Here is an 11,841-nt window from a genome sequence, read left to right as displayed (position 1 = left end):
CGGGGCCGATCTCGCTTGGTGTCGTGCTCGCGACGCTGGGGCGGACCGTGCATGTCGACGAGGCTCGGGCCGCGGCGCTGGTTATCACCGGGGCCGAAGAGCTTCCCATTGCGGGCCCCTCCCAACTGGCGCTCGCCGCGCTGGCCGAATATCGTCCGGCGCTCGCCGAGACCGGCGCCGGAGCGGTGGTCGTTCATCCGAAATTCCTGGCGGACGTCCCGGCTGGCTCGTTGGCGGTGGTCGACGAGCGGCCGCATGAGCTATTCGTCGATTTGCTCGAGCGGCTCTACCCGCTCGGCACGCGCGGTACTGCGACCGGACTGTTCGAGGCCGGCGGGCCGGCCCCCTTCATCGAGGAGGGCGTGCGGCTCGGCGCCAATGTCGTGCTCGGGCTAGGCGTCGAGATTGGCCGCAACACCGTCATCGGACCCAACACCGTGATCGGTCGGGGCGTCACCATCGGGCGCAACGCGGTGATCGGCCCAAACGTCACGGTCGAATGCGCCTATCTTGGCAACAGTGTCGTGCTGCACGCCGGTGTGCGCATTGGCACCGAGGGCTTCGGTTGGCTGGGGCAGGGGCGCACTAACCGCAAGATTCCGCAGCTCGGCCGGGTCATCGTGCAGGACGGCGTCGAGATCGGGGCTAATTCGACGGTCGATCGCGGCGCACTCGGCGATACGGTGATCGGCGAAGGGACCAAGATCGACAATCTGGTGCAGATTGGCCACAACTCCCGCATCGGCCGATATTGCCTCATAGCGGGGACCTGCGGTATCGGCGGGGGGACCATAATTGGCGACAACGTGCTTGTCGGCGGCGGGGCCGGGACGACCGGACACTTGCGGATCGGCAGTGGCAGCCTATTGTCGGCGAGGTGTCTCGTGACCAAGGACGTGCCGGCTGGTGGTCGGGTCGGAGGCTATCCAGCGCAGGACCTGAAAGTCTGGCAACGCGAGGTAGCCATGTTGCGGCGACTGAACAAAAGGGGACGAGAGTGACGGTTACGAACGAGGCACCATCGAGCGAGACGAAAGAATTCTCGTCGATGGATATCGGCCGGATCCTTGAGGTTCTGCCCCATCGCTACCCGTTCCTGCTGATTGACCGGATCATCGAGGTTGACGGCGACAACTCGGGCATCGGCATCAAGAACGTAACGTTCAACGAGCCGATCTTCCAGGGCCATTTCCCGGGCGAGCCCGTATTCCCGGGCGTGCTGATCATCGAGGGCATGGCGCAGACGGCAGGCGCGATGGCGATTGCCGCCGGCGCAGCCGGGGGCCAGAAGCACATCGTCTACCTGCTCACCATCGACAAGTGCAAATTCAGGAAGCCGGCGCGGCCCGGCGACCGGATCGAGTACCACATCCGCAAGCTCAGGCGCCGGATGACCATGGGCTGGTTCGAGGCCAAGGCCATCGTGGATGGTGTGGTCATCGCCGAAGCCGAAGTGGGCGCCATGGTGAGCCCCAGCGAGCAATGACCATCCATCCGTCAGCGATCGTCGAACCCGGCGCCGTGATTGGAGCCGGGGCAAAGATCGGTCCGTTCTGCGTCGTCGGCGGTGACGTCACGCTCGGCGATGGCGTCGAACTCATCTCCCACGCCGTGGTCACCGGCCGCACGAAAATCGGCGCACGCACCGTGGTGTTCCCCTTCGCGTCCGTCGGACACCGCCCACAGGACCTCAAATATGCAGGCGAGCCCTCGACCCTGGCGATCGGCGCGGATTGCACCATCCGCGAGCACGTGACCATCAATCCAGGCACTGCCGGGGGCGGGATGAAGACCGTCATCGGCGACCATTGCCTGTTGATGATCGGCGTCCACATCGGCCACGATTGCATCCTCGGCGATCACATCATCCTCTCGAACAACACCGGCATCGCCGGCCATTGCGTGATCGACGACTACGTCATCATGAGCGGCCATTCCGGCTCTGCGCAGTTCGTCCATATCGGCGCGCATGCCTTCATCGGCGGCATGACCAAGGTCGAGAAGGATGTCATTCCCTACGGCACTGTGCTCGGCAACCCGGCGGCATTGTCCGGCGTCAATCTGGTTGGGCTGAAGCGCCGAGGCTTCGATCGCGAGGCGATCCACCGGCTGCGCACCGCCTACCGGATGATCTTCGCCAGCGAAGGCACGTTGCGCGAGCGGCTCGATGATGCGTCGGAAATGTTCCCGGAGGACGAGCTGGTGCAGGATGTGGTGCGGTTCATCGTTGCCGCCGAGCGGCCGCTGACGCTCCCGGGCAACGTGCCGGTCGAGGAATGATGGCGCGGCGGCTCTCCGTCCTTGCCGGGTCGGGAGCGCTTGTCACGCATGTGGTGGCGGCGGCTGTTGCCGCCGGCGACGCGGTGCAGGTTGTGGCGTTCGTCCCGCAGCCCGCGCGGCATGGAGCGACGCTGGTCGAGGGTGATCTCGGCAGACCCGGCAAGGTGATCGAGGCAATCGCTGCGTTCAGGAGCACCCATGTCGTGCTCGCCGGCGGCCTCGAGGTCTCCGATCGCCACCGCGAGTCGCTGGCCGGCTTCGCCACCCGCAAAGCGGCCGCCTCGCAGGGCGATGCGGCGCTCTCCAGCGTCGCCGCCGCCATCGAAAAGCTCTCGGGCGCCAAGGTGATCGGTGTTCACGAGATTGCTGGCGACTTGATCGCTGAAAGTGGCCCCATGGCAGGCCCGGCGGCAACCAGCGAGCAACTCGACACCGCCCGGTTTGCGCTGCACGCCGCCCGCGAGGTCGGTCGCCTTGACCTGGGGCAGGCCGTTGTCGTCGCCGGCCGCCGTATCGTGGCGGCGGAAGACGTCGGGGGCACCGACGAACTTCTGGCCCGCGTCGCCGCCCACCGCGCTGCCGGCCGCGTCGGCGATGGGGCAGGGCCCTTGGTGATCGCCAAGGCGTCAAAGCCCCAGCAGCCGCTCTATGTCGACCTGCCCGCCATCGGGCCGAACACCGTCACCGGCGCGGCCGCCGCTGGCATCGGCCTGATCGCGGTCGAGGCCGGCAGATCGTTGGTGCTCGATCGCGTCGCGCTTATTGCCGCCGCGGAGGCACTTGGCGTCTCCATCGTCGGCCTCGCTTTCGATGGCTAAGCCACTCCGCCTGTTCATCCTCGCGGGGGAAGCCTCAGGCGACCGCATTGGCGCCGATCTGGTGCAGCGGCTCCGCCTGCTCATGCCGCTCGAAGTTTCCGGCGTCGGCGGTCCCGAGCTCGAGACCGAGGGCTTGCGGAGCCTCTACCCCATCGAGAACCTCTCGGTCATGGGCTGGAGCGACGTGCTGCGGCGGCTGCCGCTACTGCTCTGGCGGGTGCGACAGACGGCCAATGCCATCCTGCGGCAGCGACCGGATGTTGTGGTGCTCATCGATTCCCAAGTGTTCGTGAAAGCGGTGGCGAGCCGCGTGCGTCGGTCCGGACTGGATGTCCCGATGCTGCTTTACGTTGCGCCGACCGTCTGGGCCTGGCGTCCCGAACGCGCCGCCGAGCTCAAGCCGCTGTTCGACGAGGTGCTGGCGGTGCTCCCGTTCGAGCCGAAGGTGATGGCCGACCTCGGTGGCCCACCCACCAGATTCGTCGGCCATCCGGCGCTCGCGCGCTTCCCAATGCGCCCGATGCAGCCGGAACGCGGTCCGCTGCTGCTGCTGCCAGGCAGCCGCCTTGGAGAACTCCGCCGCCACCTGGGTCTGATGCGCCAGGCGGCCGACCTGCTGCGCAGCCATCCGCGCCTCACCGGCTTCGTCATCCCAACCCTGAACCCCCTCGCCGAGCGACTCCGTGCCGAAACCGCCGGCTGGCCGGTCCCCGTCGAAATCGTCACGGGTGATGCCCGACAGGCGGCGTTCCAGACCGCCTACGCCGCATTCGCCGTAAGCGGCACCATCACCTTCGAACTCGCCATGTCGGGTGTGCCGATGGTGGTCACCTACGTGGCGGATCCGCAGCAGGCGAAGCGCTACGCGCGGCTCGGCCGCCAGTTGCGGATTGCGCTGCCCAACATCATCCTCGGCCGCGAGGCCGTGCCCGAGCTGCAGTTCACCGACCCCAAGTCCGAGCGCTCGCTCGAGCCGCTCTCGACGCTGCTGGACGACCCGACCGCCGTCGCGGCCCAGCTCTCCGCCTTCCGTGAATTGCGGGCGCTGATGCAGAAAGGGGCGCCCGAGGCGCCCCTTGTCGATCCCGCCGAGCGGGTCCTGGCACGTGCCGCTCAGCGGTTTGCTATCGGCTCATAGTCGCGTGCCGGCGAGCCGTTGTAGAGCTGGCGCGGGCGGCCGATCTTCTTCTGCGGATCGGCGATCATTTCCTTCCACTGCGCGATCCAGCCCACGGTGCGGCTGAGCGCGAAGATGGCGGTGAACATCGACGTCGGGAAGCCGATCGCGTCGAGGATTATACCGGAGTAGAAATCCACATTCGGGTACAACTTTCGGTCTATGAAATACTGGTCCTCGAGCGCGATCTTCTCGAGTTCCTTTGCCACCTGCAGCGTTGGCGAGAGGTTGCCGGCGCCAAGCTGGTTGAGCACGTCGTTGGCCGCCTGCTGCATCACCTTGGCGCGCGGGTCGTAGTTCTTGTAGACGCGGTGGCCAAAACCCATCAGGCGGAAGCCGGAGTTCTTGTCCTTGGCCTTCGCGATGAATTCCGGGATGCGGTCGACGGTGCCGATCTCCTTGAGCATGTTGAGCGCCGCCTCGTTGGCGCCGCCATGGGCCGGTCCCCAGAGGCAGGCGACACCTGCCGCGATGCAGGCGAACGGGTTGGCGTCGGACGAGCCGGCGAGCCGGACCGTCGAAGTCGAGGCGTTCTGCTCATGGTCTGCGTGGAGCGTGAAGATGAGGTCCATGGCGCGCGCCACGACCGGATTCACCACATAATCCTCGGCCGGGACCGAGAAGCACATGCGCAGGAAGTTCGAGGCGTAGTCGAGGTCGTTGCGCGGATAGACGAACGGCTGGCCAACCGAGTACTTGTAGGCCATGGCGACGATCGTAGGGATCTTGGCGATCATGCGGATCGAGGCGATCTCGCGCTGCATGGCGTCGTTGATGTCGGTCGAGTCGTGATAGAACGCCGCCATGGCGCCGACCACGCCGCAGACGATCGCCATCGGGTGGGCGTCGCGCCGAAAGCCACGATAGAAATAGTGCATCTGTTCGTGCACCATGGTGTGCTTGGTCACCCGGTCGGTGAAATCCAGCAGCTGCGCCTTGTTGGGCAGCTCGCCATAGAGCAGCAGGTAGCAAACCTCGAGATAGTTGGACTTGTCGGCCAGCTGCTCGATCGGATAGCCACGGTACATCAGCTCGCCCTTGTCGCCGTCGATATAGGTGATGGCGCTGTCGCAGGCGGCGGTAGAGGTGAATCCCGGGTCATAAGTAAACATGCCGGTCTTCGCATAGAGTGATCGGATGTCGATGACATCCGGGCCGACCGAGCCCGAGAGCACCGGGAACTCGAAAGTCTGGTCCCCGATGGTGAGTTTAGCGACGGTATCGCTCATCTTCGCACTCCGTATTGGGCCTTGTTGGGGCCCGCAGAAGGTGGGAGCGGGCAGGCCGGATCGTCGTTAAGAGGCAGGTTCGGTTGGCGTAACCCATATGCCCCACCTCTGCAACAGGTGGGTGAACAGCGCTGACCTAATCACATTCGCCAATAAGCATCAGGCCGCCTGATCGCCCAGACGGGCAAGGGTTTCGTCGCGGCCGATCAGCACCATGACCTCGAAAATCCCGGGTGAAACCGTCCGGCCGGTGAGCGCGGCGCGCAGCGGTTGCGCCACCTTGCCGAGCTTCAGCCCGCGGGCTTCGGCAAAGGCGCGGGCGGCCGCGTCGATGGCATCCACCGACCAGTCGTTCAGGCCTTTGAGGATCTCGGCGAAGGCGCCGATATTGGCGCGCGCGTCGCCGGTCAGCTGGTCGGCAGCGGCCTGGTCGATGGGCAGGGGGCGGACAGCGTAGATGAACTGGGCGAGATCGATCAGCTCGAGCACCGTCTTGGCGCGGGGCTGCAGCTCGGGCAGGGCCGCGAGCACGGTGTCCTTGTTGGCCGCAAGCCCGGTTGCGTCGACGTCGCGGCCGACTTCGGCGGCAGTCGCGAGCATCACCTCATAAAGCCGCTGCGGCGTCGCCTCGCGGATATAGTGGCCGTTGATGCTCTCGAGCTTGACGAAATCGAAGCGCGCCGCGCCCTTGTTGAGTGCCTCGAGACTGAACCACTCGACCATCTGCTCGGTCGAGAACAGCTCCTCGTCGCCGTGGCTCCAGCCGAGCCGGGCGAGGTAGTTGCGCAGCGCCTCGGGCAGGTAGCCCATCTGCCGGTAGGCCTCCACCCCCAGTGCCCCATGGCGCTTCGAGAGCTTCGCGCCATCCGGGCCGTGGATCAGCGGGATATGCGACATCTTCGGCACGTGCCAGCCCATGCCGTTGTAGATGACGATCTGGCGCGCCGCGTTGGTGAGGTGGTCGTCGCCGCGGATGATGTGGGTGACGCCCATGTCATGGTCGTCGACCACCACGGCCAGCATGTAGGTCGGCGTGCCGTCCGAGCGCAGGATGATGAAATCGTCGAGGTTCTCGGCCTTGAACACCACTTCGCCTTGCACGTGGTCGTCTACCCGGATCTCCCCCGATTGCGGCGCCTTGATACGGATTACCGGCGCGACGCCCGCAGGCGCCTCGGACGGGTCCCGATCACGCCAGTAGCCGTTGTAGCGCGGCGGCAGGCCGTTGGCCCGCGCGGTCTCCCGCATCTCGGCCAGTTCCTCGGGCGAGCAGTAGCAATAATAGGCCTGGCCGCGCGACAGCAGCTCGTTGGCCACCTCGGCGTGCCGTGCGGCGCGCGAGAACTGCATGACCGGCTCGCCGTCCCAATCGAGACCCAGCCACTTCAGCCCGTCGAAGATCGCCTGCACCGCCGCGTCGGTCGAACGTTCGCGGTCGGTATCCTCGATGCGGAGCAGCATTTTGCCGCCGGTGTGGCGCGAGAAGGCCCAGTTGAACAGGGCCGTGCGCGCGCCGCCGATGTGGAGGTAGCCGGTAGGCGAGGGGGCGAAGCGGGTGACGACAGGGGTAGCCATGGGTATCAGAAACATCCCGGAGAATTGGCGTTTGGCGGTGTGTAAGCACCCCGGGGCCCGAGCGCAAGGGCAGGCGGTTGGCAGCGCATCGGCGCCCGGATAGCATCCTTGTCGAGATCATGCGGAGCGGGGGCTCGCCGGGTGACCGTGACTGTAGGGGAGGCGGCATCTGCGCGACTGGTTCCGGCGCCTGCCGAGCCGGCTCGCGTGCCCGTGCTCCCTCCCGCCCTTCGCCAGCGCCTGTCCCTTTGGCAGGGGTTCGTGGCCGGCGTTGCAGAGGCGCTCGAGCATCGTCGCCTGTTCCTGCTGTGGCCATATGCGATCATCGCGGGCCTGATCGTCTCGCTGGCGACGCCGATCGAGCCGCACCCGATTGCACTGACGCTCGTCGGGGTGGCCCTTGCCGTCGCGATTGTGGTGAGCCGCGGCCGTCTGGCCCTGTTCCGGATGTTAGCCCTCGCGGCCGCCTTCTGGGGCGGCTTCTCATTGCTGGCCGTTCACGCGACCCTGTTCGGCACCCAGATGCTCGCCCGGCCGGCATATGGAACCTACGAGATGCGCGTCGACGAAATCGTCTCCGAAGCGGAAAGCGGCGTTCGCGCCATCGTCTCTTCCATCACCCCGACCGCAACTCCCGCGCCGTCCCAATGCGCCGGGCCCGGATCGTCGTCGCCAATGGGACGAAGCTCGCCGCGGGGGACACCATCCGCGCACCGGTGCGCTTCTATGCGGTGCCGGGCCCGGTGGTACCGAACGGCTTCGATACCCAGTTCCACGCCTTCTTCGATGGCGTCGGCGCCTACGGCAACACCACAGGGACGGTCGAGCGGATTTCCTCGGGCGACAGCTCGGCCCCCGAGCGCATCATCGACGGCATCCGCCGCGGCATCGCCTCCCGCATCGACGCGGACCTGCAGCAACCCGCAGCCGGCATCGCCCGCGCCCTAATCACCGGCGACCAGAGCGCGGTCTCGGACGACGCCCGCAAGACCATGGCAGCTGCAGGGCTGGCGCACGTCCTATCCGTGTCCGGCCTCCACCTCACTATTGTCGCAGGCCTTGTCCTCGTAACCCTGCGCGGCGGGCTGGCGCTGGTCGGCGGCGTCCATGGGCTGGTGTCGGTGAAGCGAATTGCCGCGGCCGGCGCCGTGCTCGCCTCGCTCGCCTATTTCGCCATCTCGGGCGGCAATGTCGCGGCGCTGCGCTCGACCATCATGCTCGTCCTGGTGCTCGGCGCCATCGTCTTCGGCCGGCGCGCGCTGACCATGCGGAACGTGGCCATCGCCGCGCTGGTCGTCATCGCCTCCGATCCGGCCAGCGTCTTCCGTCCGAGCTTCCAGCTGTCATTCGCTGCCGTCGTGGCGCTGATCGGCGCATGGGAACTGATGCGGCCGCCGGAGGGCAGGGAGCGTTCGCTGGTCCGGCGGATCGGCGGCTACCTGTGGGGCATCGTGCTCACCAGCCTGATCGCGGGCGCGGCGACGCTGCTGTTCTCGGTCTACCATTTCCAGCAGACCTCGCCGCTTGGCGTGCTGGGCAACCTGTTCTCGCTGCCGTTGGTCGGCTTCGTCATGATGCCGTTCGCCGTCCTCGCTACCCTCGCCATGCCGTTCGGCTGGGAGGCGCCGTTTCTCGTCGTGGTCGGCTGGTCGATCGACCGGATGCTCGACCTCGGCCACCTCGTCGCCGGCTGGAGCAGCTGGCTCGAATACAGCCCATTGCTGACGCCGCTTGCCCTGCTGTTCGGCCTCGTCGCCCTCGCATGGTTCACCTTCCTGCCAACCTGGCATCGCCTCATCGCTCCGGTCCTGTTGATCCCGGCGGTGTACCTGTTCGCCATCGACAGGCCGCCCGACGTGCTGATCGCCGACACCACGCAGGCGGTGGCGATGCGCGGCGCCGGCGGCCTGTCCCTCGTTGCCGGCAAGGCCGACAGCTTCGCCGTCGACGTCTGGCGCGAGACTTATGCCGAGCCGATCGAGGCGTCCTCGCTGCTCGCCTGCGACAGCATCGGCTGCTTCGGGACCAGCCCACGTGGCTTCAGCGTCGCGATCGTCCGCGATCCCGCCGGGTTCTATGAGGATTGCCAGCTTGCCGACCTGGTGATCATGCGCCGCGACGCGCCGGCCGGGTGCACGGCGGGCACGGTCATTGACGCGGATTCCCTTGCCAGGGGCGGCGTGCACTGGCTGCGGTGGGACGAGGGGCGTGGCGGCTTCGAAGTCCGCCCCGCCGTCCCGCCGCTCAGCCGGCCGTGGCGAGCGGCGCTGCCGTGATCTGGGGCGCCCGCCGCAGTTTCGCCTCGGTTATGGTAAACGCGGCATTTACGGATCCGGTAAAGCCACGCGACATGGTTCAGAGCTTGAGGAACGGCTCTGCTATGCCGGGAACATCGAGCGGGATCGAGAAGACGCTGCCCGCATGCGGCTCGCGCTCGAGCTCCTCGGGCGTCATGTGCTCGCGCGCCGTGGTGAGGTAGAGCGTCTTCAAGTCCTTGCCCCCAAAGGCGGGGCAGCTGACGCGGGTGACGCCAGCTACCTCGACTACTTTGTCGAGCTTGCCGTCCGGCGAGATGCGGATCACGGCGCCCCCGCCCCAGCGGGCGTTCCAGATAAAGCCCTCGGAGTCGACCACCGAGCCGTCGGCGCCGCCAAGCCCCTCCATAGTGTAGAAATCCTGCCATTCGCCGATGGGGCGCCCGGTCTCGGTATCGAGGGCGCACTTGACGATCATCTTGCCGGAATCTGTGAAGTAGGCGGTGCGGCCGTCGGGCGAAAAGCAGATCGAGTTGGGGATGCGGATGCGCTCGATGACCTTGGTTACCTCGCCGGCGCGATACTGGTAGACGCCCCCGACTCCGGGCTCGGCCTTCCGCCCCATGGTGCCGATCCAGAAGCCGCCGGTGCGATCGACGCGGCTGTCATTGGTGCGGTTGGTGGGGATGTCCGCCTCGATCTCGGCAATCGTGGTGGTCGTGTCGGTCGCAAAATCGTAGCGGAGCAGGGCGCCCGACTGCGCGATGGCCAGCGTATCCTTGTCGATGACGGTGCCTGCGCTGACCGTGTCCTTGAAGGTTATGCGGTCGACGATCTGGCCGTCGGCGCCGGCGCTGAGCATGGTCTGGTTGAGGATGTCGAACCAGAACAGGCGCTCGAGCAGCGGGTGCCAGAACGGGCCTTCGCCCAGTTCGCACCGGCTGTCGACAAAAAGCTCCGCCTTCGAATTCATCGTGGTTTTTCCTGATCGTAGGCAGCGACGGCGGCGTCGGCGCGGAGCGCCACGTCGGCGGCCGACATGCCGGGTTTGAAAATGTAGGTGCCGAGCCCGAAGCCGGCGCAGCCGGCGGCAAAATACTCGGCGAAATTGTCGGGATTGGCGCCCCCGACGGCGTAGAGCGGAATGGCGGGCGGCAGCACCGCCTTCATCGCGCGGATTCCCTTGGGGCCGAGCACTTCGGCGGGGAAGAACTTGAGGCCGGTAGCGCCCGAGCGGATAGCCGTGAGGGCGTCGGTGGGCGAGAATACGCCGGGATACGACGTCATGCCCCGCTCGAGCGTCGCGCCGATCACCGCCGGGTTGGTATCGGGCGAGACGACGAACCGGCCGCCGGCATCGGCGACGGCGTCGACATCGGCGCGGCTCAAGACAGTGCCCGCGCCGACGAGGGCGCGGCCCTCGAACACCTTTGCCGCGTCCTCGATCGAGCGCAGCGCTTCGGGAGAACTGAGCGGCACCTCGATCATGGTGATGCCGGCGCCTACCAGTGCGTCGCAGACTGCGAGGATTTCGGGCGGGGTGATGCCGCGAAGGATCGCGATGATGTGGCGGTGGTCCATGTCCTAAGCCTGTCTTGCTGCCTTGAGCCCGGCGAGGGTGGCATCGGTCGCATCGATGATACGGGTCGTCGCCCCGAGCCGGTCAAAGGCGATCTGATACAAACCGCAGAGGCCGACGCTGCCGATCAGCGGGATCTCGGCCTCGCCGATCCAGTCGCGCTGGCCGCCGATCTCGGCGCCGATGAGTAGCCCCGAGAGGAAGCCGGCGCACCATGGCGCGCTGCGGTCCGAAAGCAGCGAGCCAGCGCGGACCTTGAACAGCGTGGCTGTCAGCCGCTCGGGCCGTTCCAGCCCCTGGTCGAGGCCGGCGGAGAATCCGAGTTCGCGGTCCTCGCCCTCGAGTTCGCCGTTCAATGAATGGCGCAGCACCGAGTGGGTGCGCAGCAGTTCGAAGATCTCGCCGGTCATGGCGCTGGAGAAGCGCTCGAGCCGCGTGCCGGAGAGCAGCGCCCATTTGCTGTGCGTGCCCGGCATCACGGCGAGCCCGGAGAAACCGGGCATCAGCGCGGAGAGCCCCAAAAGCTGTGTCTCCTCGCCGCGCATCACGTCCTCTGCGCCCAGGTCGCGAAGGCAGACGCCTGGCAGGATGCGGGGATTGAGCGGGCCCGGCATGTCGGGCTCGACCGCGCCGACGGCGAGGTTGCTGAGTTCGGCCGGGGCGTCGAGGTAAGGGGCTTCCATCCAACCCTGGCGCGCACCCGCCATGCCGCAGATCAGCACGTCGTCGACCTCATCGGCCGCGCCGCTCAGCAGTGAGGTCAGAACGTCCGGGTACTGCTCGCGGCTCAGCCGGCTCATCCCATCGGGCGAGGAACGCGCAAAGGCGATTTCGCCGTCCGCATCTATCCCCCAGGCGCGCAGATTGGAGGTCCCCCAATCGACGGCAACCCACTCGACCTGTTGCGGCAAAACCCACTCCTCACAAG

At 66.9% G+C, this 11,841-nt stretch carries 11 protein-coding genes; 6 read left to right on the top strand and 5 right to left on the bottom strand.

Going from position 1 to position 11,841, the window contains the following annotated elements; all coding sequences use genetic code 11:
* The 5 genes from lpxD to JWQ89_RS22405 form a co-directional block, all read left to right on the top strand.
* The coding region (lpxD, locus tag JWQ89_RS22425; protein WP_299644880.1) for a UDP-3-O-(3-hydroxymyristoyl)glucosamine N-acyltransferase at positions 1–1,001 on the top strand (1,001 nt) is incomplete at its 5' end.
* A gap of 47 nt (positions 1,002–1,048) precedes the next feature.
* The gene (fabZ, locus tag JWQ89_RS22420; protein ID WP_299644881.1) at positions 1,049–1,486 is read left to right on the top strand and encodes a 3-hydroxyacyl-ACP dehydratase FabZ; all 438 of its coding nucleotides are present in this window, start codon (positions 1,049–1,051) and stop codon (positions 1,484–1,486) included.
* Positions 1,483–2,280 carry an acyl-ACP--UDP-N-acetylglucosamine O-acyltransferase gene (gene lpxA / locus JWQ89_RS22415; RefSeq protein ID WP_299644878.1) on the top strand — a complete coding sequence of 266 codons (798 nt, stop codon included), beginning with the start codon at positions 1,483–1,485 and terminating at the stop codon, positions 2,278–2,280. The genes fabZ and lpxA overlap by 4 nt, the downstream gene beginning before the upstream one ends.
* Positions 2,280–3,098: a UDP-2,3-diacylglucosamine diphosphatase LpxI gene (gene lpxI / locus JWQ89_RS22410; protein ID WP_299644877.1), complete on the top strand. Its 819-nt coding sequence runs from the start codon at positions 2,280–2,282 to the stop codon at positions 3,096–3,098. The genes lpxA and lpxI overlap by 1 nt, the downstream gene beginning before the upstream one ends.
* Complete coding sequence (locus tag JWQ89_RS22405; protein ID WP_299644876.1) at positions 3,091–4,236, top strand: lipid-A-disaccharide synthase; 1,146 nt, start codon at positions 3,091–3,093, stop codon at positions 4,234–4,236. Before lpxI ends, JWQ89_RS22405 begins: the two co-directional genes overlap by 8 nt.
* Here the strand turns inward: JWQ89_RS22405 and gltA are convergent.
* Together gltA and gltX are read right to left on the bottom strand one after the other, a co-directional pair.
* Positions 4,212–5,504, bottom strand: coding sequence for a citrate synthase (gene gltA, locus JWQ89_RS22400; protein ID WP_299644875.1), 1,293 nt, complete (start codon positions 5,502–5,504; stop codon positions 4,212–4,214). The genes JWQ89_RS22405 and gltA overlap by 25 nt on opposite strands.
* 159 nt (positions 5,505–5,663) lie before the next feature.
* Positions 5,664–7,079 (bottom strand): glutamate--tRNA ligase, encoded by a 1,416-nt coding sequence (gene gltX, locus JWQ89_RS22395; RefSeq protein ID WP_299644874.1) that lies wholly within the window; start codon positions 7,077–7,079, stop codon positions 5,664–5,666.
* Positions 7,080–7,726: 647 nt separating this feature from the next.
* On the opposite strand from gltX, the gene JWQ89_RS22390 reads away from it, so the two are divergent.
* Positions 7,727–9,355: a ComEC/Rec2 family competence protein gene (locus JWQ89_RS22390; protein ID WP_299644872.1), complete on the top strand. Its 1,629-nt coding sequence runs from the start codon at positions 7,727–7,729 to the stop codon at positions 9,353–9,355.
* 79 nt (positions 9,356–9,434) lie between these two features.
* Here the strand turns inward: JWQ89_RS22390 and JWQ89_RS22385 are convergent, their stop codons facing one another.
* The 3 genes from JWQ89_RS22385 to JWQ89_RS22375 are packed head-to-tail and all read right to left on the bottom strand — an operon-like array spanning position 9,435 to position 11,824.
* Complete coding sequence (locus JWQ89_RS22385) at positions 9,435–10,307, bottom strand: SMP-30/gluconolactonase/LRE family protein (protein WP_299644871.1); 873 nt, start codon at positions 10,305–10,307, stop codon at positions 9,435–9,437.
* Positions 10,304–10,915, bottom strand: coding sequence for a 2-dehydro-3-deoxy-6-phosphogalactonate aldolase (locus JWQ89_RS22380; RefSeq protein WP_299644870.1), 612 nt, complete (start codon positions 10,913–10,915; stop codon positions 10,304–10,306). The genes JWQ89_RS22385 and JWQ89_RS22380 overlap by 4 nt, the downstream gene beginning before the upstream one ends.
* A gap of 3 nt (positions 10,916–10,918) precedes the next feature.
* Positions 10,919–11,824 carry a 2-dehydro-3-deoxygalactonokinase gene (locus JWQ89_RS22375; protein ID WP_299644869.1) on the bottom strand — a complete coding sequence of 302 codons (906 nt, stop codon included), beginning with the start codon at positions 11,822–11,824 and terminating at the stop codon, positions 10,919–10,921.
* Positions 11,825–11,841: the final 17 nt, after the last annotated feature.

This window comes from Devosia sp. (genome assembly GCF_028290645.1).
Classification (GTDB): domain Bacteria; phylum Pseudomonadota; class Alphaproteobacteria; order Rhizobiales; family Devosiaceae; genus Devosia_A.
Note: the sequence above shows the minus strand (reverse complement) of the source record. Positions and strands in the feature narration are given on the sequence as shown.